Genomic DNA, 22,952 nt, shown 5'->3' with positions numbered 1-22,952 from the left:
ACGGCAAACGGACCTTGGATGCAAAGCAGGAAGCCGCCGCAAAACCGGCGGTCGGGCTGATATGGCGCCCCCCACCCCCAAGTCAAGCTTTGGGCTGCGATATTTCGGACCGGGATGGTCTGGCGCCCCCGGGCGCCGGGCGGACCGGCCGGCTCAGCCGCGCAGCAGGTCGGTCAGCGGCTGGAACAGGCGGTCGTTGGCGGCCAGGATGTCGCCATCGGCCAGCGGATCGGCCTCAGGGTCGATGGCCGGGCCGGTGAAGCCGCCGGCCTCGCGCACCACGGCCATCCCGGCGCACACATCCCACGGCTTTAGCCCGGTCTCCCAGAAGCCCTCGTAACGTCCGGCCGCCACATAGGCCAGATCGAGCGAGGCCACCCCGAAGCGGCGCACCCCGGCGGTGGCCCCCATGACACGGGCCAACTGGGGCAGATAGGCGGCATGGTCGCCGCGCCCCAGATGGGGAATGCCGGAGGCGACCACCGCCTCGCCCAGACGGCGCCGGGCCGACACCCGCAGCCGGCGGTCGTTGAGGAAGGCGCCGCGCCCCTTCTCGGCGATGTACATCTCGTCGCTGATCGGGTTGTAGATCACCCCGGCGATGGGCTGGCCGTCCTGCTCGACGCCGATGGAAATGGCGAAGTGCGGGATGCCGTGCAGGAAGTTGGTGGTGCCGTCCAGGGGATCGACCACGAAGCGCGGCTCGCCGGGCGCCCCCTCGGCCACCGTGCCTTCCTCCATCAAAAGGCCGAAGCGCGGCCGGGCCCGCGACAGCTCCTGCTTCAGGGTCTTCTCGGCCTTGAGGTCGGCGGTGGAGACGAAGTCGGAGACCCCCTTCTCGGAGACCTGCAACTGCTCCACTTCGCCGAAATCCCGGATCAGCCCGCGGCCGGCCTTGCGGGCGGCGCCGATCATCACGTTGAGCAGGGCACTGGTGGGGGGCATCCGGGGTATCCGGTCAGGGGAACGGGAGAGGCGGAAGAACGGCGCGGGAGGCGGCCGGCGGCTCAGTCCTTGGCACGCTCGACATAGGTCCCGTCGGCGGTGCTGACGACGATCCGCGTGCCGGCCTCGATGAAGGGCGGGATCATCACCCGCACGCCGTTTTCCAGCACCCCGGGCTTGTAGGAGCTGGTCGCCGTCTGGCCCTTCACCACGGCGTCGCACTCGGTCACCTCCAGGGTCACCTGGCCCGGCAGGTTCATCGACACCGGGCGGCCCTCGATGAAGTCCACCGTCACGTCCATGCCGTCCTGCAGGTACAGCGCCTGATCGCCCAACTCGTCGCGGCTCATCGGGAACTGGTCGAAGGTTTCCTTGTCCATGAAGGTGAAGGAATCCCCATCAGCGAACAGGTACTGGCAGTCGTGCTGCCGCACGTCCAGCTTTTCCACCGTGTCCTGGGTGCGCCAGCGCTCGTTGGTCTTGTTGCCGGAATCGATGTCGCGCATCTCCACCTGGATGAAGGCGCCGCCCTTGCCCGGCTGGATCAGCTGAATCTTCAACACCGACCACTGCTTGCCCTGGTGGGACAAGACGTTGCCGGGACGAATGGTGTTGGCCTGGATCTTCATGGACGCACCGTTGGCGGGTTTCGGACGGGTTTCAGAAAGCACGGCCGGCGACAGCCCACCACCGGCGCGCACCGGACGGCGGCACCGGGCGGAAAACGGGCTGACACTTGCGCATGGCGGCGGTTTCTAGCAGGTTGCCCGGCCGCTGGCAACCATGCCCCCATCCCCACGTCCCCACCCAAAGGACACCCGCCATGTCGCCCCAGCCCTGGTGGCACCCCGACGCCCTCGCCGCCCGCCGCCCCTTCCTTCAGCGCCGGGCCGAAATGGAGGCGGCGATCAAAGGCTGGTTCGCCAAGGCCGGCTTCATCGAGGTGGCAACCCCGGCGCTCCAGCTCTCGCCGGGCAACGAAACCCACCTCAAGGCCTTCCCGACCCGCCTCACCGACCCCTTCGGCGGACCGGACAGCCCGCTCCACCTCCACACCTCGCCCGAATTCGCCATGAAGAAGCTGCTCGCCGGCGGCATGCAGCGCATCCACCAGATGGCCCGGGTGTTCCGCGACGGCGAGGCCGGCCCCCTGCACAGCCCCGAATTCACCATGCTGGAATGGTACCGCGCCCCAGGCACCCTGGCCGAGATCATGGCCGATACCGACGCCCTGCTCGCCGCCGCCGCCGACGGCGGGCCGCTCTCCTGGCAGGGTCACCAGGTGCCCGCCGACGGCCCGGCCGAGCGCCTGTCGGTGGACGACGCCTTCCAACGCCACTGCGGATTCTCGCTGCTCGACACCATCGCCGACCCCTTCAACCCCGATCCCGACCCCACCCCGCTGGCCGACCACGCGGCCAGCCTGGGCATCGAATGCGCCCCCACCGACCGCTTCGAGGACATCTTCTTCCGCCTCTTCCTGGCCCGCATCGAACCCCACCTGGGCCGCCAGCGCCCGACCTTCCTCCACGCCTACCCGGCCGCCCTCGGCGCCCTGGCCCGCCGCGACCCCACCGACCCCCGGGTGGTCGAACGCTTCGAGGTCTACGTCGCCGGCATGGAACTGGCCAACGCCTTCGGCGAACTCACCGACCCGGCCGAACAACGCCAACGCTTCGAACACGACATGGCGCTGAAGGAAAAACTCTACGGAACCCGCTACCCGATCGACGAAGACTTCCTCGCCGCCCTCCCCCACCTGCCAGACTGCGCCGGCATCGCCCTGGGCATCGACCGCCTCGCCATGCTCACCAGCGGCGCCAACCATATCCACCAGGTGCTGTGGGCCCCGGTGACACCGCAGGCGTAAACCCGCAAACAAATCAAGGGGCTCCGCCCCTTGAACCCCGCCGGGGGGACAGGGTCCCCCCGGACCCCGCCAAGTCGTTGGTGCCAACCCGCGCCGGTGGATGGACGATCCGCCGCTTTTTTTGATTACGCGGGCCAGCTTTGCTGGCCCGCAACCAGAAACCGACTGACGGCGTTGACGCACCGACCGAGCACAGAGCCTTGGGTCCATGGTTTTTGGTTGCAGGCCGGCGAAGCCGGCCTGCTTGAACAACCAAAACGCCTCGGCACTCGTTGCGGGTTCCTGGAACCTATGGCCCTGCTTGTTTCAGCAGGCCAGCAAAGCTGGCCTGCAACCAAAAACCACCCGAGCCCGGCTCCGAACCGGCGTTTCGCGCCAAGGATTGGAGGGGGTCCGGGGGACCGCCTTCGGTCCCCCGGCGGGGTTAAGGGGCAGCGCCCCTTATGCGGCGCTCTTATGCGGCGCCCTTATGCGGGGGTCAGTGTCAGCACCTTGAACAGGTGTCCCATGTGGGCGGGATCGGTCAGGCGTTGGAGGGCGCTTGAGATGTGGTCGCGTTGGCGGGGGGTGGCGTTGCGGGCCAGCATCTGGGCGCGGGTGGTGATGCCGAGGGCTTGCAGCCACTCGCCTTGCGGGGTTGGGCCATCGACGGTGAGGCCGGCGGCGCGGGCGGTATCGGCGAGGGCTTCGAAATCGACGTGGGCGGTGAGGTCGGCTTCGCCCAGGTGGTCGAGGGGATCGACGGCGGCGTGGCGTTTCACGGCTTGCAGGGAGTCGCCGGGGGCGCTGGTGGCCGGGCCGTAGTCGATGATCAGGGCGGCGCCACCTTGGGCGCTGAGGCGCCGGGCCAGATCGGCGACCACCGCCTGGGCGGCGGGGCAGGTTTCGGCGATGACGCCGGAGGGGGCGCCGGAGGGGGCGTCACGGTGGGCCGGGCGCAGGGTGGCCGGGTCGATCAGGGGGCCATCGACCAGGGTCAGGCGCTCGCCGTCGAGGCCCACCCGGCGTTCGTGCCAACCGTCGGGGCGGCGGATGGCCTGGCGGATGGGCAGGGCGTCGAGGAATTCGTTGGCGACGACGATCAGCGGCGCGTCGCCGGGCAGGGTGGCGAGATCGGCGTGCCAGGTGGGGGTCGCTTCCAGGCCGGCCAGGGCGGCGGCCTGGGCTTGGTGCAGGCGGGGGCTGGTCTCGACCAGATGGACCCGGGCCTGTTGGGTCGCCGTGCCGACCTTGCCCAGGGCCCGCCAGGCGTCGGCCATCAGGGTGCCGCGCCCGGGGCCCAGCTCGACCAGATGGAAGGGCCCACCGCCGGTGGCCTGCCACGCCACACCGACCCACAGGCCGATCAGTTCGCCGAACATCTGGCTGATCTCGGGGGCGGTGATGAAGTCGCCGCCCCGGCCCAGGGCCTGGTTGTCGGCGTAGTAGGCGGCGGCGGCCTCGGCCATCACCGTCTCCAGGGGCAGCGGGCCGTGGGCGGCGATGCGGCGGGCCAGATCGCGGGCCAGCGGGGTCATGGGGTGACGGGTGGCCGACGGCGGGCCCACAGGATCAGCCCCACCCCGAGGACGATCATGGGCAGGCACAGCAACTGTCCCATGGTGGCGCCGGCGAACAGGAAGCCCAGGTGGGCATCGGGCTCGCGGAAGAACTCGGCGCTGCCCCGGGCCAGCCCGTAGCCGAGCAGGAACACCCCGGCCAGGGTTCCCGGCCGGCGGCGCACCGCCTTCAGGCGCCACAACAGGTGCAGCACCAGCAGCAGGAGAAGCCCCTCCAGGGCGGCTTCGTAAAGCTGGCTGGGGTGGCGGGGGAGCGGCCCGGCGTGCGGGAAGACCATGGCCCAGGGCACGTCGGGGGCGGGGCGGCCCCACAGCTCGCCGTTGATGAAGTTGGCGAGGCGGCCCAGGCCCAGGCCGATGGGCACCACCGCGCAGACCAGATCGCCGACCGCCGTGAAGGACAGCCCGCGCCGCCGGCAGAACAGCCACAGGGCCAGCACCACGCCGATCACCCCGCCGTGGAAGGCCATGCCGCCCTGCCACACCTGGACAATGTCCAGCGGGTTGGAGAGATAGTAGCCCGGCTTGTAGAACAGCACGTAGCCCAGCCGCCCGCCGAGCACCACGCCGAGGGTGGCCCAGACCACCAGATCGTCGATCTCGACGCCGCCGATCACCGGGGCGCCGCCCGGCCCGGGGGTGCGGGCGGCCAGCCAGCGCAGGTAGGCCCAGCCGGCCAGGATGCCGGTGACGTAGGCCAGAGCGTACCAACGGATGACCAGGGGGCCGAGTTCGACCGCCACCGGATCGATGGCCGGGAAGGCGATCGCCAGACTCATGGCAGGGGGCTCCGGGAAAGGCGGGGGCTCAGACGAAACGGTCGCCGCTGTCCAGATAGCGGGTGACGTAGGTGGAGATGCCCTCTTCCAGGCTGGTGAAGGGCTTGTCGTAGCCGGCGGCGCGCAGGCGGCCCATCTCGGCCTGGGTGAAGTACTGGTACTTGTCGCGCAGGCTCAGCGGGGTGTCCTTGAAGCGGATCATCGGGGTCATGTCCATGGCCTTGTAGACCGCCGCCGCCAGATCGTAGAAGGTGCGCGCCTGCCCGGTGCCCATGTTGAACAGCCCGCTGACCGAGGGGTTGTCGAGCAGCCACAGGATGACGTCGACGCAGTCGCCGACCCACACGAAGTCGCGCAGTTGGCCGCCGTCCGGGTAGTCCGGGTGGTGCGACTTGAAAAGGTCGAAGTGGGCCTTGCTGGCGGCGTGCGGGTAGACCTGGCTGACCACGCTGGCCTGACCGCCCTTGTGGTACTCGTTGGGCCCGTAGACGTTGAAGAACTTCAGCCCCACCCACTGCGGCGGGGTCGGCCGCCCGGCCTCCATGCGCCGGGCGATGCGGCGGTCGAACAGGTGCTTGCTCCAGCCATAGGCGTTGAGCGGCTCGAGCCGGGCCAGGGCCTCGGGGGTGAAGGTGTCGTCGAAGCCGGCCGAGCCGTCGCCATAGGTCGCCGCCGAACTGGCGTAGATCAGCCGCACGCTGTTCACCGTGCACCATTTCCACAGCGCGATGGACAGGTTGAAGTTGTTGGTGACGATGCGGTCGGCGTCGGTCTCGGTGGTCGAGGACACCGCCCCCATGTGGATCAGGGCGGTGATCTTCTTCTTGTGGGTCTCGAGAAAATCGAAGACGTGCTCGGGCGCCACGACGTCGGTGATCTCGCGTTTGGCGATGTTGCGCCATTTCTCGCCCGAGCGCAGGCGGTCGACCACCACCAACTCGTCGCCGCCCCGGGCCTCCAGGGCGGCCAGCACGTTGGAGCCGATGAACCCGGCCCCGCCGGTGACCACGTACATGCCTTGCCTCCCGTCGCTGCCGGTCGGATCAGGAAAGCCGACCGTTTCATTGTTGTTTGTTATAGGCCCGCCGGGCCCGCCGGGGCAAGGCAACCGGCACCCTTTACAGCGGCCCGGCGGCTCGCCATAGTGCGCCCGCAAAGACCCGACAACAGACCTTGAAGAGACACCCAATGCAAACCCGCCACCGCCTGTTCGACGAGGTTTCCCGCCTGGCTGGGGGTGCCATGGGCGCGGCGCGCGGCGTCAAGGAAGAGATCGACGTCCTGGTCCGTCAGGCGGTGGAACGCCTGCTGCCCGACCTCGACATGGTCAGCCGCGAGGAGTTCGAGGCCACCCAGGCCATGGCCGCCAAGGCGCGCCAGGAACAGGCCGCCCTGCTGGCCCGCATCGAGGCCCTGGAGGCCCGGCTCGGCGAGACCGGCAAGACCGAATAAGCCGGCGAAACGGCGATAGTTCGATGACATCCTGCACAGGCCTTGCGTCGACGCGGGGCTTTTGGCAGGCTACCCATAGTGTGGCCGTGGCGGGCCGATGACAAAATATGCCGCAGCCGGGACGGCACGCGCCCCCCGGCCGGCCCCGGAAGCGTCCCCGACGCCCCCCGGATCGCCCGCCCGACAGGGAGGAACCGCCTGATGACCGCCTCTCTCGCCGGCGATTTCGACGCCGCCCCCACCGCCAACCCGATCGATCACGTGGAACAGGTGGCGACCCACCGCGAGTGGGCCTTTGATCGCCGCAGCGACCAGGAAGTGGCCATCGAGGTCCCCGGCCAGTGGTGCGACCTGGGCCTCTTCTTCGCCTATTCGGAGGACCTTTCGGCGCTGCACTTCTCGGCCGCCTTCGACCTTCGGGTGCCCAAGGGGCGCCGGCAGGCGGTCTACGAGCTGCTGGCCCACCTCAACGAGAAACTGTGGATGGGCCACTTCGCCATCTGGATCGAGGAAGGCATCCCGATGTTCCGCCACACCGTGAACCTGATCCCCGGGGCGGTGGTCGGGGCCCAGCCGGACGGCATCGGCCAGGGGCTGCCGCTGGAGGATCTGGTCGACGTGGCGATCAGCGAGTGCGAGCGTTTCTACCCGGCCTTCCAGTTCGTCATCTGGGGCGGCAAGACGGCCGAGGACGCCATCGCCGCGGCCATGCTCGACACCGTTGGCGAGGCCTGAGTCGCCCCCTTTGAGAACCGGAAAACTGACGCGATGAGCCTGGAAAGTCTCTCCCTGCTGCTGGTCGGCGGCGGCAAGATGGGCGGTGCCCTGCTCGATGGCTGGCGGGCCATGGGCCTGGACCCGGCCCGCGCCCGGGTGGTCGAGCCCGACCCCGCCACCGCCCGCGCCCTGTCGGCGCGCGGCGGGGTGGCCGCCGTGCCAAGCCCCGAGCATCTGCCCACCGACTTCGCCCCGGAAGTGATCATCCTGGCCGTCAAGCCGCAGATGATGGCCAAGGTCGCCCCAGACTACGGCGGCATGGCCCGGCCCGGCACCCTGGTCGTTTCGGTGGCCGCCGGCATCCCGCGGGCCAGCCTCGCCGGCTGGCTGGGCGATCGGGCCCACATCGTGCGCGCCATGCCCAACACCCCGGCCGCCGTCGGCCGGGGCATCACCGTGGCCTGCTGCCCGGGGCTTGAGGACAAAAGCCGGGCCCTGGTCCAACAGTTGCTGGAAGCGGTGGGCGAGGTGGCCTGGGTCGAGGACGAGGGGCTGATGGATGCCGTCACCGCCGTCTCGGGCAGCGGCCCGGCCTATGTCTTCCACCTTGCCGAGGCGTTGGCCGAGGCCGGCGCCAAGGCCGGCCTGCCGGCCGAGGTGGCGGCCCGGCTGGCCCGGGTCACCGTCGCCGGGGCCGGCGAGTTGCTGCACCAGAGCCCGGACAGCCCGGCCACCCTGCGCACCAACGTCACCTCGCCGGGCGGCACCACGGCGGCCGGCCTCGAGGTGCTGATGGACGCCGAGCGCGGCCTCGCCCGGCTGCTCGAGGACACGGTGGCCGCCGCCGCCCGCCGCTCGCGCGAATTGGCCGGCTGAAAACCGGCCCACCGGGCCACTCAGCGACGACACCCCCCACCCAGGGGTTGTCTTGGCGCCAAGGCGACCTAGATTCACCCATGGACTGTCCGGTTTCCCCGGGAAGCCGACAGGATGCCGCTTGCCCCCACTCCGAGCCCAGGAGGTGCTCCGCGCCATGGCCGATACCCCCGCCGCGCCGCAGGACGATCAGGCCCGCCGCGACCGTCTGGTCGAGGCCGCCCTCGAGCTGGCCGCCGACCGTGGCTGGGCCGATCTGCCGCTGGCCGAGATCGCCGCCCGGGCCGAGGTGCCGCTGGAGGTGGCGCTCGGCCTCTATCCCTGTCGGGGCCGCCTGCTCGACGACTTCATGCGCTGGGTCGACCATCGGGTGCTGACCTCGGGCAGCCCGATCGACTTCTCGGAAGGCCCGCGCGACCGCCTGTTCGACATCCTGATGCGCCGCTTCGATGTGCTGCAAACCCACCGCGAGGGGGTGCGCGCCATCGCCCACGACGTGGCCGGCGACCCGGCCATCTGTCTGACCAGCTCGCGCCGCGTCGCCCGCTCCATGGTGGCCATGCTGGAAGCCGCCGGCATCAGCACCTCGGGGCTGCGCGGTCTGGCCCGCCTCAAGGGCGCCTCGCTGGTTTATGCCTGGGCCGCCAAGGCCTGGATGAAGGACGACAGCGAGGACATGGCCAAGACCATGGCGGCGCTGGACAAGGCCCTCGACCGGGCCGAGATGTTCGCCGGCTCGTTCGAGAAGACCTGCCGCCGCCTGCGCCGGCGCGACGAGGCCTGGACCCGCGCCCCGGCCGACGAGCCCCCCGCCGCCCCCTCCGAAGCGCCCACCGCCCCGGCCTGATCCAACCCCCAGGCCGCGGCACGTTCCCGCCCCGTCACTTCCAAGGAGAGTCTCCGTCATGGCCGGTACGTCCTCGCGCAACCCCTTCGACTTCGACCTCGGCAAGATGCTGGGCGACCTCCAGGTCCCCGGGGTCGACATGGAAACCCTGCTGACCAGCCAGCGCCGCAACCTGGAAGCGGTCGCCGACGCCAACCGTCTGGCCTACGAGGGCATGCAGGCGGTCATGCAGCGGCAGACCGAGATTCTGCGTCAGGCCATCGAGCAGGCCAACGACGCCGCCTCCAGTCTGGTCGACAGCAACGACCCCCAGGAACGCGCCGCCCGTCAGGCGCAGATCACCAAGGAGGCCTTCGAGCGCGCCCTGTCCAGCGTGCGCGAGTTGGCCGAGCTGTCGGCCAAGTCCAACAACGAGGTGATGAACGTGCTCAACGCCCGCTTCAGCCAGGTGATGGACGAGATTTCCCACGCCATCGCCACCCCGGCCGCCGGCGGCGCCAAGGGCGGCGCCAAGAAGTAGGCGGCCCGACATCCCCTTCCGAAGCCCCGGATGACCTCCTTCAAGGAGCCCCCATCCGGGGCTTTCGCATGAGAAGAGCAAACACCATGACCATCAGCTTCGACGATTTCCTCAAGGTCGACATCCGCCTGGGCACGGTGAGGCAGGCCGAGCCCTTCCCCGAGGCCCGCAAGCCGGCGCTGAAGCTGTGGATCGACTTCGGGCCCGAGATCGGCGTCCTCAAGTCCTCGGCCCAGATCACCGAGCACTACCGCCCGGAGGATCTGGTCGGCCGGCAGGTGATGGCGGTGGTCAACTTCCCGGAAAAGCAGATCGGCCCCCTGAAGAGCCAGTGCCTGACCCTGGGCGTGGCCGATGCCAACGGCGCCATCACCCTGGTCGCCCCGGACCACCCGGCCCCCAACGGCGCCCGCCTGCACTGAAGGAGAGGGGGCGGACTGGCCCGCCCCTCCCTCAGGCCCGGCGGGCGACGAAGCGGGTCACCGCGCCCTGCCCGCTGTGGGCATGACCGGCATCCAGCTCGATCAGCGCTTCCTCGGCCTCCACCTCCTTGAGGGCGGCGAAGTCCTGGCGCAGGGTGGCGAGGTCGTAGAGCATGGCCGGATCGCCCGGGCCGCCGGTGCGGTGGATGGTCTGGTCCGGGTGGAAGGCCTCCAGAATCAGCCAGCCGCCCGGCTTCAGGCTGTCGGCGAGGCGGCCATGGACCATCCGCCGGGCTTCCGGCGGCAGGTGCAGGTAGAACAGCACGGCGGCATCGAAGCGCCCTTGCGGCCAGTCCCAGGTGGTCAGGTCGGCGCATTCGGTCTTCAGGCTGACCCCGCGATCCAGGGCCAGCCGCAAGGCCTTGGCCAGCCCCACCGCCGAGGCATCGACCGAGGTCACCCGCATCCCCTGCTGGGCCAGCCAGACCCCGTTGCGCCCCTCGCCGTCGCCCGGGGCGAGCACCGCCATGCCCGGCTCCAGGCGGTGGCGCTGGCGGACCAGGAAGGCGTTGGGCTCGGCGCCATAGACCAGCTTGGCGCCGGTAAAGCGCTGGTCCCAGAAATCGGCGACAGAGGACATGGGGAACTCCGGAGGGTCAGGCCGCCCGCCACTCGACCGACCACGGATCGCCGGGCCGGCCGTCCCGCCAGAAGGGGGGGCCGGGCCAAGGGTCGGGGGGTGCGGCCGGATGGGAAGAGAGGTTGGCCGTCACCGATATATGGGCCCCCTCCTCGGCCCGCCAGAGCACCGACAGACCGGCCGCGCCGAAGCGGCGCCACGACCCGGCCCGGGTCAAACGGTCGATCAGCGGCACCACGTGGCGGCGGCGGGCGGCCAGCAGGGCCCGGGTGCGGGCCAGCCGGGCGGCGCCATCCGGCGTTTCGGCCTCGGCCCAGTCCAGGCGGCTGGCGGCGAAGGTCTCGGGGTCCTGCGGGTCGGGCGGCGGGGTGCGCCGGGGATCGGCCGGAAAGCCGGGCAGGCGGACCAGCTCGCCGAGGCGGCCCTGGCGCACGGCCTCCCCCAGGGCGGGCTCGAAATCGGTGAAGAACAGGAACGGCGTGCGCGCCCCCCATTCCTCGCCCATGAACAGCATGGGAATCTGTGGGGCCAACCGGAACAGCGCCTCCAGCGCCGCCACCGCCGGCGCCGGGGCCAAGCTGTCGAGGCGGTCGCCGAAGGCCCGGTTGCCGACCTGATCGTGGCTTTGCAGGTAGCCGACCAGGGCCGCCGGGGGCAGATGGCGGCTGGGGGTGCCCCGGGGAGCGCCACCCCGGTGCGGGCTGGCCTCGCCCTGGTAGGCAAAGCCCTCGGCCAGGGCGCGGGCCAGATGGGTCGCCGGGTCGTCCTGGAAGTCGCCGTAGTAGGCGCCGCGCTCCCCGGTGGCCAGCACGTGGGCGGCGTGGTGCCCGTCGTCGCCCCACTGGGCGGTGTGGAAACGGGGCGCGCCCCGAGCGTCGCGGGCCAGCCAGTGGGCCTGGTTGGCGTCGTTTTCCAGGATCAGGTGACGGGGCCGGCCGGGCAGCTCGGCGACCCGGGCCGCCAACTCGGCGAGCAGCGGGGTGGGGCCGTCGGCGATGATGCGGTCCACGGCGTCCAGGCGCAGGCCATCCAGGTTCATCGTTTCCAGCCAGTGGAGGGCGTTGTCGATGACCAGCCGGCGGGCCAGGGGCCGGGAAAAGTCGGGGGCCGGGCCCCAGGGGGTGGCCAGCCTGGGGTGGAACAGCCCGGGCCATGGGTCGGGGAAGGGATTCCCGGCCGGCCCCAGGTGGTTGTAGACCACGTCGAGAAACACCATCAGGCCCCGGGCGTGGGCCGCCGCAACCAGCCGGGCGAGGTCCTCCGGCCGGCCATAGGGCTGCACGGTGGCGAACGGCAGCACGCCGTCATAGCCCCAGTTGCGCCCCCCGGCCCAGGCCGCCACCGGCATCAGTTGCAGGGCCGTCAGGCCCAGGCCGGCGTAATGATCGAGCCGCTTTTCCAACCCGGCGAAGGTGCCTTCCGGGGTGGCGGTGCCAACGTGAATCTCGGCGATCACCGCCTCGGCCCAGGGGCGGCCGGGCCAGTCCGGCGGCCGACAGGCGGCGGGCACCCGGCTCGGCCCGTCCACCCCGAATGGCTGATGGCGGCTGGCCGGATCGGGGATGGCGCCGTTGGGTCCGGCAAAGCGATACAGGGTGTGCGGCCCCGCCTCGGGATCGTCCACCCAAAACACCCCGGCCCCATCGCGCGCCATGGCAAGGCGGCGGTGCACCGTCCCGGCCGGGTCCACCCCCTCCAGCCAGGCCGCGTCCCAGGCCGGGGCGACCAGGGCAAAGCGAACCCCGCCTCCGGGCAGGAGGCGGGGTCCGAACGGGCTGTCGTCCGGGCCCACGTCCCGGACCCCGATCAGTAGCGGTAGTGCTCGGGCTTGTAGGGCCCGTTCACGTCGACGCCGATGTAGGCGGCCTGCTCGGCGCTGAGCTGCTCCAGCATCACGCCCAGCTTTTCCAGATGCAGGGCGGCCACCTTCTCGTCCAGGTGCTTGGGCAGCACGTAGACCTTGTTTTCGTACTTGCCGTCGGCGTTGTTGGCGAACAGCTCGATCTGGGCCAGGGTCTGGTTGGTGAAGCTGGCCGACATGACGAAGCTGGGGTGACCGGTGGCGCAGCCCAGGTTGACCAGCCGCCCCTCGGCGAGAAGGATGATGCGGTGGCCGTCGGGGAAGGTGATCTCGTCCACCTGCGGCTTGATGTTGGACCACTGGAGGTTCTTCAGGCCGGCGACCTGGATCTCGTTGTCGAAGTGGCCGATGTTGCAGACGATGGCGCGGTCCTTCATGCCGCGCATGTGCTCGACCGTCAGGACGTCCTTGTTGCCGGTGCAGGTGACGTAGATGTCCCCGCGCGACAGGGCGCCGTCCATGGTCACCACCTCGTAGCCGTCCATGGCCGCCTGCAGGGCGCAGATGGGGTCGATCTCGGTGACCAGCACGCGGCACCCGGCGTTGCGCAGCGACTCGGCGCTGCCCTTGCCGACGTCGCCGTAGCCGGCGACCACGGCCACCTTGCCGGCCATCATCACGTCGGTGGCCCGGCGGATGCCGTCAACCAGCGATTCGCGGCAGCCGTACTTGTTGTCGAACTTGGACTTGGTCACCGAGTCGTTGACGTTGATGGCGGGGAACGGCAGCACCCCGGCCTTTTCCATCTCATAGAGGCGATGGACGCCGGTGGTGGTCTCCTCGGTGACGCCCTTGATGCCGGCCAGCACCTTGGAATACCAGCCCGGCTGCTCGGCCAGGCGCTGCTTGATGGCGGCGAACAGCACCTCTTCCTCTTCCGAGGTCGGCTTGGCGATCACCGAGGGGTCCTTCTCGGCCCGCGCGCCGAGGTGGATCAAAAGGGTGGCGTCGCCGCCGTCATCGAGGATCATGTTGGGGCTGCCGCCGTCGGCCCACTCGAAGATGCGGTGGGTGAAGGCCCAGTATTCCTCCAGGCTCTCGCCCTTGAAGGCGAACACCGGGGTGCCGGCCTCGGCGATGGCGGCCGCCGCGTGGTCCTGGGTCGAGTAGATGTTGCACGAGGCCCAGCGCACGTCGGCGCCGAGCGCCTTCAGGGTCTCGATCAGCACCGCCGTCTGGATGGTCATGTGCAGCGAGCCGGCGATGCGCGCCCCCTTCAGGGGCTGGGCCGGGCCGTATTCGGCGCGGGTGGCCATCAGGCCGGGCATCTCGCTTTCGGCGATGTCGATCTCCTTGCGGCCCCAGGCGGCCAGGGAGAGGTCGGCGACGTGATAATCGGGGGCGCTCATGGCTTGGGCGAATCCTTCGCGTTGGGTGGGTCGACGGACGCGGGCGGCGACACCGCGCGCGGGCGCCTCGGGGGGCGCTTGGTTGTCGGCGACTATATAAAGGTATCTTTATATGTTTATCAAGAGATGCCTGTCAGGGGAGCCGGCCGGCCGCCGTCCCCGAGCTCGTCCAGCAGGTCGGCGATGCGTCCGCTGTCGCTTTGGCTCATCACCTGGGCGGCCAGGGCCAGGGCGTCGCTGGCGGTCAGGCGGCGGATGCGCTGCTTGACCCGGGGCAGGGTGGTCGACGACATCGACAACTCGCGCAGGCCCAGGCCGACCAGCAGCGGCACCAGACGCGGATCGCCGGCCATCTCGCCACACACCGAAACCGGAATCCGCGCCCGAAGCGCCGCCCGGGTGGTGAACTGGATCAGCCGCAGCACCGCCGGGTGCAGCGGGTTGTAAAGGTCGGCCACGGTCTCGTCGGCGCGGTCGATGGCCAGGGTGTACTGGGTCAAATCGTTGGTCCCGATGGCGAAGAAGTCGGCCTGCTCGGCCAGCGCGTCGGCGGCCAGGGCGGCGCCCGGAATCTCGATCATGCAGCCGACCGGGGGCAGCGGGTCGGGCACCGCCTCGCCGCGTTTTTCCAGCCGCCGGGCGGCGGCGGCCAGAACCCTGCGCGCCGCGACGATCTCTCCCGGCTCGGTGACCATGGGCAAAAGGATGCGCACCGGGCCCAGGGTGGCGGCCGAGAGGATGGCCGCCATCTGGTCCTCCAGCACCTCGGGATGGCGCAGCGACAGGCGGATGGCGCGCAGGCCCAGCGCCGGATTGGCCGCCGGCTCGGCGGTCAGCCGGGGGCCCAGGGCGCCGCCCAGCTTGTCGCCGCCGGCGTCCAGGGTGCGCACGGTGACCGGCCGGCCCTGCATGCCGACCACGATGCCGCGCAGCAGCTCGGCCTGTTCCGCCTCGCCGGGCAGGGCGTCGCGGTTCATGAACAGGAACTCGCTGCGCAACAGGCCGATGCCCTCGGCCCCGGCCTGGCGGGCGCTGTCCACCTCGCCGGGCAGCTCGATGTTGGCCATCAGCGACAGCTCGACCCCGTCGCGGGTACAGGCCGGCAGGTGGCGCAACCGGTTGAGGCCACGCCGGGCGCGCAGGTACTCGGCCCGCTGGCGGCGGTAGTCGGCCAGACAATCCGAATCGGGGCAGACGATCACCTTGCCCTCGGCGCCGTCGATCACCGCCTGGGTGCCGGCCGGAGCCAGGGTCAACAGGTCGGCCACGCCGACCACCGCCGGCAGACCCAGCGAGCGGGCCATGATGGCGGTGTGGCTCTCGGTGCCGCCGACCATGGTGGCCAGCCCGGCGACCCGCTGCGGGTCGAGCAGGGCGGTGTCGGCCGGGGTCAGTTCGCGGGCCACGATCAGGGCCCGGGCGGGCAGGTCGGAAAAGGCCCGGAAGGGAGTCTTGGTCAGGTTGCGGATGAGCCGCTGGCCGACCTCCTGGATGTCCTTGATGCGCCCGGCCAGATAGCTGTCGTCGATGCTGGCGAAGGCTTGGCAGAGATCGGCGATCTCGCGCTCCACCGCCGCCTCGGCGTTGATCAGGTCGCTCTCGATGCGCCGCTCGACGCCACGGATCAGCCGCGAGCCACGCAGCATCTGCTGGTAGGCCTCCAGCAGGTAGCCCATTTCCTCGCGCACCGTCGCCGGCAGCCGTTCCGTGCGGGCCTGGATCTTGTCCATCTGGCGCTCGGCCTTGGCCACCGCCTGGGCCAGCCGGCGGCGCTCGGAGGCCACCCGACCGGGCACGATGGCCCGGACCGGCGGGCGCACGGTGCCCGGGTCGTGGACATAAAGGGTGCCCACGGCCACCCCGGGGCTGACCGCCAACCCCTCCAGCACCTGTTGCCGCGCCCCGCCCGTGGCCGGGCCGCTGGGCCGCTCAGTCTTCATGGAAGCGGTCCGCGATCAGCTTGCACAGGGCATCCAGCGCCGCCTTGGCATCGGGTCCGCTGGCGCTCAGGCCGATGGTGGTGCCCGGCGAGGCGGCCAGCATCATCAACCCCATGATCGAGCGCCCGGACACCTCCTGGCCCCGGTTGGAGACCGTCACCTCGGCCTCGAAGGTCTCGGCCAGCTTGACGAAGCGGGCCGCCGCCCGGGCGTGCAGGCCACGGCTGTTGACGATGGTGGCGCTGCGCTCCAGGGCCCCGTCGGGGGCCGGGTCGGCCGCCGGCTGGTCGGGACTCATCGCTTCTCCCCTTCCTGGGTGAGCAGCCGCGAGGCGACATTGATGTACTTGCGCCCGGCTTCCTGGGCCTGGGCCACGGCGCCCTCCAGATCGGAGTCGGCGCGCACCGTGGCCAGCTTGATCATCATCGGCAGGTTGGCCCCGGCGATCACCTCCACCTTGGCCTTGTCCATGATCGAGATGGCCAGATTGGAGGGCGTGCCGCCGAACATGTCGGTCAGCACCACCACCCCGGCCCCGCCGTCCATGTCGGACACCCGGGCCAGGATTTCCGAGCGGCGCTGCTCCATGTCGTCGTCCGGACCGATGCAGACGGCGGCGATGTGATCCTGCGGGCCGACCACGTGTTCCAGGGCGGCGATCAGTTCCTCGGCCAGGCGCCCGTGGGTGACAACTACCATGCCGATCATCGGCCGTTCCTCTTGTTGATGCGTCGAAAGGTCAGGGGGTGGGCAGGTCGCGGTGCCTCAGGCGGATGTCGTGCCCCGCCTCGGCCAGCCGGCGGCCCAGCGTCTCGGCGACGAACACCGAGCGGTGCCGGCCCCCGGTGCAGCCCACCGCGATGGTCAGATAGCTTTTCCCCTCGGCCCGGTAGCGCGGCAGCAGCGGCTCGACGAAGCCGACCAGACGCTCCAGGAAGGGGGCGAAGTCGGGATCGGCGGCGACGAAGGCGCCAACCGCCGGGTCGTGCCCGGTGAGCGGCTTGAGGGCCGGATCATAGTGCGGGTTGTTCAGAAAACGCACGTCGAACACCAGATCGGCTTCCCGGGGCGGCCCCACCTTGAAGCCGAAGGAGGTGACGAAGGTGGTCATCCGCCCCTCCGGACCGCGTCCGAAGCGGCTTTCCAGCATCCGCTTCAGTTCGCCCGGGGGCAGGTCCGAGGTATCGAACACCACATCGGCCCGTTCCTTCAAGGGGGCCATCAACTGGCGCTCCAGCTTGATGCCGTCGGCCAGCGGCCGGCCGGCGGCCAGCGGGTGGCGGCGCCGGGTCTCGGTGAAGCGGCGGGCCAGCTCGGCGTCGTCGCAGTCGAGGAACAAAAGATCGAGATCAAGCTCCGGCGAGGTGGCCAGGGCGGCCAGACTGTTCAGCACCAGGGCCACGTCGAAGCCCCGGGTGCGCACGTCCACCCCCACCGCCAGCGGCCGGTGCAGGCCGCCCTCGGCGACGATCAGACCACCGAGCAGCGACAGCGGCAGGTTGTCGACGCATTCGAAGCCCAGGTCCTCCAGCGCCTTCAGCGAACTGGTCATGCCGGCCCCGGAGAGCCCGGTCAGCATGACCACCCGGCGGGCGGCGGTGTCCTCGGTCGGCGGCGAGTCGCTCACGAGGCCAACTCCAGGCGCCCGACCGCCACCCCCAGGGCGAGGCGCAGACGGGCCGGCGCCGAGGCCTGGAAGGGGGCCAGGGCGAGGCGCGGCAGGCTGAGCCCGGCGACCTGGCGCGCGCTCGGCTCGGGCAGGCGTTCGACGGCGGCCGGCGGCACCAGATCGACCCACAGGTGGAGCGGCACGCCGGTGGCCAGCCGCTCGGCCGGCAGGGCGACCACGCCCAGGCCGCGCACCTCGATCAGCCCGGCCAGGGCGGCCGGCGGGGTGGCCACCGGCCGGCCATTCTCGGCCACCACCTCGGTCCAGTCGTCGGCGACCAGCCGCGCCCCGTGATCCAGCACCAGACGCAACGCCAAGTCCGACTTGCCGGCCCCGGATGGCCCGGCCAGCAGAACCCCCTGGCCGTCGATCTCGATACAGGTGGCGTTCACCCGTGGCATGGCTTCCCCCACACGTTCCGCCCCAGGGGCGACTCGCCGACCGGCCCGGGGCCGGTTCCCCGGGGAAGCCTGCGGCCCCCGGGCCCGGGTGTCAACGCCCGCGAACCGGCCACCGACTCCCCCGATGGCCGCAAATCGGGCAGACTGAGATGGTCAGGGCCCGGCGGGCCGGGGGAAGGCCCATGGACGCGGTGTCCAGGCTGAGGGGGCGGCGGAGGGGTCGCGGGCGCGGGGCGCCCTGGGGCCGCGGGGCGGTGCCGGAGCTGGGCGACGGCGGCCGCTTCGACGGGGATAGCGGGGATCGCCCCCAACCCGAGGAGACAGTGATGGGCGCGGCGATCGAGATGGTTCTGACCCAATGGTCGGTCGGCCCCGGCCTGTTCGCCGGCGCCGCCGGCCTGCTGCTGTTGATGGCCGCCAGCCACGCCCTGGCCCGCCGCCGCCCGGCGCTGAGCCGGGTCATGCTGTGCCTGCTGGTCGGCGCCACCCTGGGGGCCGCCGCCGAGGTGCTGATCGGCCCGGTCACGGGGTGCTTCGGCGATGGCACGGAAACCCACGACGGCCGATGCCCCGGCGGTCTGGCGCGGGGCTGGTTCGTGCTGGTGGAGACGCTTCTGCCGGCCACCCTGATCGGGCTGGCCTGCGCCCTGCCGGGCAGCGCCCGGGGCGACCTCCACGCCGGCTTCGACAGCGACGGGGGAGATGGGGGCGGCGACGGCGGCGACTGAAAAGCCGCCGCCGCCACGCGGTCAGAAAGGCGGCGTCGCGCCTACTGGCTGATTTCCACGGCCCGCTCGTTGAGCGCCTGGGCCGGGCGGGCGTTGGCGCCCAGCACCCCGGAAAGCGTGGCCAACTGCTTGGCCGAGGCGGTGGCCGGCCTGGTGAAGACGTACCAGTTCACCCCCTCGCTGCACGGCGGCGTGGTCAGCGAGCCCGAATAGTGGAACAGCCCGCTGTCGGCCGGGATCAGGCCGTTGGCATCGATGGTGGTGTCGGCGAAGGTCTGGGCCTCGGCCTCCTCCGCCGGCAGGTGCTCGAACAGGCTGGCCAGGGTCGGGTTGGCCTTGCCTTCCTTGACCAGCACGCCGACCACGGCCAGCGAGCCATCCTCGGCCTGATGCACGAAGTGGGCCTCGGCGTTGAACGGCTTGCCCTTGGCGACGTGTTCGCTGGGCGTGTGGAAGTGGACCTGGAGCAGATTGTAGGTCACCCCCTCGGCGGTCAGGGTGCTGCCGTTGTCCATGTTGAACTGCACGGTGTGGCCGTTGTTGAGCACGCTCAGCGGGGCCGGCAGCACGTTCAGCTCGAAGTCGATCGGCTCGCCGACGCTGGCCGCCGCCAGATCGACCGGCGACTGGGCCTGGCCCTCGGCGCAGGCGGCGAACTGGGGCGCCAGACCGCCCCAGTGGGCCGGGCCGGCGTCGCCGTGGTAACCCCAGTGGGGGGCCTCGTCAGCGTGTTCAACAACCTCCTGGACGGCCGGCTCGGCCTGCCAGAAGGTGAAGTCGAAGTTGTCGCGGGCCTGATAGACGCCCGCCCCGACCAGGGCGATGACGGCCACCGCGGCGGCGGCGTTCTGCTTGAAGGCGGGGTCGGACGGACAGAAGGGATTGCTCATGGGGGGTGGGCTCCTTGGACAGGGACTGGGGTGACGTCGACCCGGGACATGGGGGCCCGTCAGGCGCCGATCAAGCGGTCCAGTTCGGCCAGCACGGCATCGCCCATGCCCGAGGTGGAGACCACCGTCGCGCCGGGGCCGGCGATATCGCCGGTGCGGATGCCGGCGGCCAGCACGTTTTCCACCGCCTTGTCGAGCAGGTCGGCATCGGCCCCCCGGTCCAGCGAATAGCGCAGCGCCATGCCGAAGCTGAGCAGCATGGCCAGCGGGTTGGCCTTGCCCTGGCCGGCGATGTCCGGGGCCGAGCCGTGCACCGGTTCGTACATGGCGCGGCGGCGGCCCGAGGCGTCGGGCGCCCCCAGGCTGGCCGAGGGCAGCATGCCGAGCGAGCCGGTGAGCATGGCCGCGCAGTCGGACAGCAGGTCGCCGAACAGGTTGTCGGTGACGATCACATCGAACTGCTTGGGGTTGCGCACCAGTTGCATGGCGCAGTTGTCGGCGTACATGTGCTGCAGCTCGATGGCCGAGAATTCCGGGTTGGCGGCGTGCAGGCCGCTCACCACGCGGCGCCAGAAGGCGCCGGTTTCCATGACGTTGGCCTTTTCCACCGAGTGCACCTTGTGGCCCCGCTTGGCGGCCAGATCGAAGGCGACCCGGGCCACCCGCTCCACCTCGGCCTGGCTGTAGGCCTGGGTGTCGACGCAGCGTTCCTCCCCCTCGAAGGTCTGCATGCCGCGCGGCCGGCCGAAGTAGACGCCGCCGGTCAGCTCGCGGACGATCAGGATGTCCAGCCCCTCGATCACCTCGGGCTTCAGGGTCGAGGCGTCGAGCAGCGCCTTGAAGGTGAGCGCCGGGCGCAGGTTGGCGAACAGGTCCATTTCCTTGCGCAGGCGCAGAAGGCCGGCCTCGGGGCGGACCTCGCGCGGCACGTTGTCGTACTTGGGACCACCGACGGCGCCGAGCAGCACGGCGTCGGCCTCCATCGCCTCGGCCAGCGTCTCGTCGGTCAGCGCCACCCCGTGGCGGTCGTAGCAGGCGCCGCCGACCAATCCGTCGCGGGTGGTCACGTCCAGGCCACGGTGGCGGGCCAGCCAGTCGATCAGCTTGAGGACCTCGGCGAAGACCTCGGGGCCGATGCCGTCGCCGGGCAACAGAAGAAGGGTCGGGGTGGACACCTCGGACAAACTCCATCAAAGCGGTGGTGGAAAAGGACCGGCGCGCGGAGGGCGCGATCCCGGCTGAGATTAGGTGCTCCGGCGGCCCGGGCCAAGCCGTCTCTTGCCTGATCTTGAGCCGACCCGGCCGGAACGGGCCGAGCGGCGGAGATCTATTGGGCCGGCGCCTCTTGGCTTGGCTGCTCTTGGCCTGGCTGCTCTTGGCCTGGCTGCTCTTGGCCTGGCTGCTCTTGAGCCGGTGCCAGACCGCGTTCCCGCAACTCGTCGGCGTTCAGGCAGTCGAGCACCCAGACGTCATAGACCGGATGCTCCATGGCCGACAGGGCGGGGCTGGAGGCGAACATCCAGCCCCGGAAGACCTCGCGCGGGGTGTCGCCGGGGCGCATTTCGCTGATGTCGAGGAAGGCGGCGCTTTCCGGGGTTTCGGTCGGCGGGCGGCGGCGGCAGGTGCGCACGATCACCTCCAGGGTGCCGATGCGCACCGAATCGCCAACCGTCACCGGAATGGTGTTCAGGCGCGCCGTCACCTTGTCCAGCCAGCGCAGCACGGCGGTGTCGGTCTCCACCGTGGGCGGCGCCTCGTCGGCCGCCCGGGCCCCGGGCGTGGACAGCAGCAGGGCGGCCAGCGGCAGAAGGGCGAGACACCGGGCGATCACCGGCCGGGCCCATCGGTGGTGGCCAGGAAGATGATCTCGCTGACCATGTCCTCCAGCGACTGGAAGTCCACCGTCTGCGCCAACGCGTCGCCGTCGGCCAGCTTCTCGCCGGCCCGCCCCGGGGCGATGTTGACGTACTTGCCGCCGAGCAGCCCGTCGGAGGCGATGGCGGCCGTGGAGTCGGCCGGCAGGGCGATTTCCGAATCGATGCGCATGGCGACCACCGCCTGATAGGTGGTGGGGTCGATGCGCTGGTCGAGCACACTGCCGATGCGGATGCCGGACATGCGCACCTCGGCCCCCGGCTTGAGGCCGCCGACCTTGCTGAAGGTGGCGGTGACATCGAAGCTGTCGGCCTCCGAGCGCGTGCCCAGGTCGGCCGAGCCGTAGGCGAAAACCAGGAAATAGGCGGCCACCAGCAGGACCACCGCGCCCATCACCGTTTCGATCGCGTGCCGTCCCATGGTCGTCTCGTGTCGTCCTTGGCGATGCGGGTGGGGCGCGACGGTTATTCGTCGTCGCCCGGCTGGTCGAGGCCGCGACGGGCCTTGGCCATGGCGATGATCTTGCCCAACAACTCTTCCAGCTTGACCGAGCCCTGGGTGTAGCCGATGCGTCCCCCGGCCTCAAGCATGGCCTCGGCGCCACCCGGCTGGATCTCGATGTACTTGCCGCCGAGCAGCCCGTCGGTCTCGATCACCGCCGAACTGTCCTCGGGAATCGGCGGCTCGGCGGCCAGGGCCAGGGTGAGCAGCGAGCGGAAGCGGTCGTCCACCTGCATGTCGACCACCCGGCCGATGGCCACCCCGGCCAGCCGCACCTCGGCCCCGCTGGCCAGTCCGTCGATGCGCGGAAAGGCGGCCTGGACCTGATAGACCCCGCCGGCGCCCCCGTCACTCAACTCGGGACCGCGCTCGGCGGTGGCGTTGAGCAGCGCCAGCAGAACGGCCACCGCGACCACCGCCATGCCGATGACGATCTCGCGGATCTCGCTGTCACGCAGGCGGGCGGTGACGGCCACGGATGAACTCTCCTGATCGGGGGGCGGGGCGCCACCCCAGGTCTGGGCGGCAACAGGTATGGGCGGCGACAGGTATGGGCGGCAACGGTGGCGCTTTTGGGGCGCCTATTCGGGCTTCCAGGCCTCGTAGTCGCCGGTCGCCCGGGCCCGCCGGCCGCCCCGGGCGTCGTGCCCCTGCGGCAGGTAGGCCCCGGGTCCGCCGGTCGGGTTGGGCACATGGGGCTTCATCCACGGGCGCGGCGGAGTCTTGATCGGGTCGTCGGTGGTGTGGTGCAGCCAGGCATGCCACTCGGGCGGCACGCGGGAGGCCTCGTTCGTCCCGTTGAAGATCACCCAGCGCTTCTCGGCATGGCCGATCGGCGAGTGGCGCGAGCGGTAGTAGCGGTTGCCGTCGGCGTCCTCGCCAACCAACTCGCCCTTCAGCCAGGTATGAATGCGCAAACCCCAGGTCATGCCGGATCGATCCGTTGCCGTGCTCGGGAAGACGGGTGGCCGGGCGCCGCCCCGCGAAAGAGGGCGCCGCACGGCCGGCCGCGCATTCTGACCCAGGTTCGCGCGCGCCGTCCAGGGGTCTGCGCGCCGCCCCGACAAGCCCCCACTCCCCGCACGAGATATGGTGTTCCGAGGGCGGAACG

At 70.9% G+C, this 22,952-nt stretch carries 27 protein-coding genes; 8 read left to right on the top strand and 19 right to left on the bottom strand.

Annotated features, from left to right (window positions below; translation table 11 throughout):
• Positions 1-153: 153 nt before the first annotated feature.
• Together BLR95_RS08390 and efp are read right to left on the bottom strand one after the other, a co-directional pair.
• A complete protein-coding gene (locus BLR95_RS08390; RefSeq protein ID WP_092618244.1) occupies positions 154-945 on the bottom strand; it encodes an inositol monophosphatase family protein in 792 nt (263 codons plus the stop codon).
• A 62-nt stretch (positions 946-1,007) separates the two neighbouring features.
• Positions 1,008-1,574 (bottom strand): elongation factor P, encoded by a 567-nt coding sequence (gene efp / locus BLR95_RS08385; RefSeq protein ID WP_092618241.1) that lies wholly within the window; start codon positions 1,572-1,574, stop codon positions 1,008-1,010.
• Positions 1,575-1,768: 194 nt separating this feature from the next.
• Here efp and epmA point away from each other — a divergent pair, with 194 nt between their 5' ends.
• Positions 1,769-2,815 carry an EF-P lysine aminoacylase EpmA gene (gene epmA, locus BLR95_RS08380; protein WP_092618238.1) on the top strand — a complete coding sequence of 349 codons (1,047 nt, stop codon included), beginning with the start codon at positions 1,769-1,771 and terminating at the stop codon, positions 2,813-2,815.
• Positions 2,816-3,282: 467 nt separating this feature from the next.
• Here the strand turns inward: epmA and BLR95_RS08375 are convergent, their stop codons facing one another.
• The 3 genes from BLR95_RS08375 to rfaD are packed head-to-tail and all read right to left on the bottom strand — an operon-like array spanning position 3,283 to position 6,168.
• On the bottom strand, positions 3,283-4,332 hold the full coding sequence (locus tag BLR95_RS08375) for a class I SAM-dependent methyltransferase (RefSeq protein WP_092618379.1): 1,050 nt from the start codon (positions 4,330-4,332) through the stop codon (positions 3,283-3,285).
• Entirely contained in the window at positions 4,329-5,153 is an 825-nt protein-coding gene (gene lgt, locus BLR95_RS08370) for a prolipoprotein diacylglyceryl transferase (protein ID WP_092618235.1), read from the bottom strand. Before lgt ends, BLR95_RS08375 begins: the two co-directional genes overlap by 4 nt.
• A gap of 28 nt (positions 5,154-5,181) precedes the next feature.
• A complete protein-coding gene (rfaD, locus tag BLR95_RS08365) occupies positions 5,182-6,168 on the bottom strand; it encodes an ADP-glyceromanno-heptose 6-epimerase (protein ID WP_092618232.1) in 987 nt (328 codons plus the stop codon).
• Positions 6,169-6,341: 173 nt separating this feature from the next.
• On the opposite strand from rfaD, the gene BLR95_RS08360 reads away from it, so the two are divergent.
• The 6 genes from BLR95_RS08360 to BLR95_RS08335 all read left to right on the top strand — a co-directional run bounded on the left by BLR95_RS08360 (position 6,342) and on the right by BLR95_RS08335 (position 9,987).
• Positions 6,342-6,605, top strand: coding sequence for an accessory factor UbiK family protein (locus BLR95_RS08360; protein WP_092618231.1), 264 nt, complete (start codon positions 6,342-6,344; stop codon positions 6,603-6,605).
• Positions 6,606-6,806: 201 nt separating this feature from the next.
• Positions 6,807-7,340 carry a type III secretion system chaperone family protein gene (locus tag BLR95_RS08355; RefSeq protein WP_092618230.1) on the top strand — a complete coding sequence of 178 codons (534 nt, stop codon included), beginning with the start codon at positions 6,807-6,809 and terminating at the stop codon, positions 7,338-7,340.
• Positions 7,341-7,373: 33 nt separating this feature from the next.
• Positions 7,374-8,198 (top strand): pyrroline-5-carboxylate reductase, encoded by an 825-nt coding sequence (gene proC / locus BLR95_RS08350; RefSeq protein WP_092618229.1) that lies wholly within the window; start codon positions 7,374-7,376, stop codon positions 8,196-8,198.
• A 157-nt stretch (positions 8,199-8,355) separates the two neighbouring features.
• Positions 8,356-9,045 carry a hypothetical protein gene (locus BLR95_RS08345; RefSeq protein ID WP_092618228.1) on the top strand — a complete coding sequence of 230 codons (690 nt, stop codon included), beginning with the start codon at positions 8,356-8,358 and terminating at the stop codon, positions 9,043-9,045.
• A gap of 58 nt (positions 9,046-9,103) precedes the next feature.
• Positions 9,104-9,565, top strand: a complete 462-nt coding sequence (locus tag BLR95_RS08340; protein ID WP_092618227.1) for a phasin family protein — start codon at positions 9,104-9,106, stop codon at positions 9,563-9,565.
• 86 nt (positions 9,566-9,651) lie between these two features.
• Complete coding sequence (locus BLR95_RS08335; RefSeq protein ID WP_092618226.1) at positions 9,652-9,987, top strand: tRNA-binding protein; 336 nt, start codon at positions 9,652-9,654, stop codon at positions 9,985-9,987.
• A 31-nt stretch (positions 9,988-10,018) separates the two neighbouring features.
• Here the strand turns inward: BLR95_RS08335 and BLR95_RS08330 are convergent, their stop codons facing one another.
• From BLR95_RS08330 to BLR95_RS08295, 8 genes are all read right to left on the bottom strand, one after another.
• Complete coding sequence (locus BLR95_RS08330; protein ID WP_092618225.1) at positions 10,019-10,627, bottom strand: SAM-dependent methyltransferase; 609 nt, start codon at positions 10,625-10,627, stop codon at positions 10,019-10,021.
• A 16-nt stretch (positions 10,628-10,643) separates the two neighbouring features.
• Complete coding sequence (treZ, locus tag BLR95_RS08325) at positions 10,644-12,419, bottom strand: malto-oligosyltrehalose trehalohydrolase (protein ID WP_092618224.1); 1,776 nt, start codon at positions 12,417-12,419, stop codon at positions 10,644-10,646.
• 14 nt (positions 12,420-12,433) lie between these two features.
• The gene (ahcY, locus tag BLR95_RS08320; protein WP_092618223.1) at positions 12,434-13,837 is read right to left on the bottom strand and encodes an adenosylhomocysteinase; all 1,404 of its coding nucleotides are present in this window, start codon (positions 13,835-13,837) and stop codon (positions 12,434-12,436) included.
• A 119-nt stretch (positions 13,838-13,956) separates the two neighbouring features.
• Positions 13,957-15,777: a phosphoenolpyruvate--protein phosphotransferase gene (ptsP, locus tag BLR95_RS08315; RefSeq protein WP_092618221.1), complete on the bottom strand. Its 1,821-nt coding sequence runs from the start codon at positions 15,775-15,777 to the stop codon at positions 13,957-13,959.
• On the bottom strand, positions 15,767-16,075 hold the full coding sequence (locus tag BLR95_RS08310) for an HPr family phosphocarrier protein (protein WP_092618209.1): 309 nt from the start codon (positions 16,073-16,075) through the stop codon (positions 15,767-15,769). Before BLR95_RS08310 ends, ptsP begins: the two co-directional genes overlap by 11 nt.
• Positions 16,072-16,485: a PTS sugar transporter subunit IIA gene (locus tag BLR95_RS08305; RefSeq protein ID WP_092618207.1), complete on the bottom strand. Its 414-nt coding sequence runs from the start codon at positions 16,483-16,485 to the stop codon at positions 16,072-16,074. The genes BLR95_RS08310 and BLR95_RS08305 overlap by 4 nt, the downstream gene beginning before the upstream one ends.
• Before the next feature lie 31 nt (positions 16,486-16,516).
• Positions 16,517-17,404, bottom strand: a complete 888-nt coding sequence (rapZ, locus tag BLR95_RS08300; protein WP_092618204.1) for an RNase adapter RapZ — start codon at positions 17,402-17,404, stop codon at positions 16,517-16,519.
• On the bottom strand, positions 17,401-17,847 hold the full coding sequence (locus BLR95_RS08295; protein WP_092618202.1) for an HPr kinase/phosphorylase: 447 nt from the start codon (positions 17,845-17,847) through the stop codon (positions 17,401-17,403). Before BLR95_RS08295 ends, rapZ begins: the two co-directional genes overlap by 4 nt.
• Before the next feature lie 326 nt (positions 17,848-18,173).
• Here BLR95_RS08295 and BLR95_RS08290 point away from each other — a divergent pair, with 326 nt between their 5' ends.
• The gene (locus BLR95_RS08290) at positions 18,174-18,575 is read left to right on the top strand and encodes a hypothetical protein (RefSeq protein WP_092618200.1); all 402 of its coding nucleotides are present in this window, start codon (positions 18,174-18,176) and stop codon (positions 18,573-18,575) included.
• 41 nt (positions 18,576-18,616) lie between these two features.
• Here the strand turns inward: BLR95_RS08290 and BLR95_RS08285 are convergent, their stop codons facing one another.
• From BLR95_RS08285 to BLR95_RS08260, 6 genes are all read right to left on the bottom strand, one after another.
• Positions 18,617-19,465 carry a carbonic anhydrase gene (locus tag BLR95_RS08285; protein ID WP_092618198.1) on the bottom strand — a complete coding sequence of 283 codons (849 nt, stop codon included), beginning with the start codon at positions 19,463-19,465 and terminating at the stop codon, positions 18,617-18,619.
• A 59-nt stretch (positions 19,466-19,524) separates the two neighbouring features.
• Positions 19,525-20,640 (bottom strand): 3-isopropylmalate dehydrogenase, encoded by a 1,116-nt coding sequence (gene leuB / locus BLR95_RS08280; protein WP_092618196.1) that lies wholly within the window; start codon positions 20,638-20,640, stop codon positions 19,525-19,527.
• 152 nt (positions 20,641-20,792) lie between these two features.
• Complete coding sequence (locus BLR95_RS08275; RefSeq protein WP_245689372.1) at positions 20,793-21,296, bottom strand: DUF2155 domain-containing protein; 504 nt, start codon at positions 21,294-21,296, stop codon at positions 20,793-20,795.
• A complete protein-coding gene (gene mlaD / locus BLR95_RS08270; RefSeq protein WP_092618194.1) occupies positions 21,293-21,760 on the bottom strand; it encodes an outer membrane lipid asymmetry maintenance protein MlaD in 468 nt (155 codons plus the stop codon). The genes BLR95_RS08275 and mlaD overlap by 4 nt, the downstream gene beginning before the upstream one ends.
• 44 nt (positions 21,761-21,804) lie before the next feature.
• A complete protein-coding gene (locus BLR95_RS08265) occupies positions 21,805-22,317 on the bottom strand; it encodes an MlaD family protein (protein WP_245689370.1) in 513 nt (170 codons plus the stop codon).
• Positions 22,318-22,422: 105 nt separating this feature from the next.
• Positions 22,423-22,842, bottom strand: a complete 420-nt coding sequence (locus BLR95_RS08260) for an NADH:ubiquinone oxidoreductase subunit NDUFA12 (protein WP_342719787.1) — start codon at positions 22,840-22,842, stop codon at positions 22,423-22,425.
• Positions 22,843-22,952 lie beyond the last annotated feature (110 nt).

The sequence above is a fragment of the Roseospirillum parvum genome, assembly GCF_900100455.1.
In the GTDB taxonomy this organism is placed as follows: domain Bacteria; phylum Pseudomonadota; class Alphaproteobacteria; order Rhodospirillales; family Rhodospirillaceae; genus Roseospirillum; species Roseospirillum parvum.
This window is presented reverse-complemented; position numbering and strand designations above follow the sequence as displayed.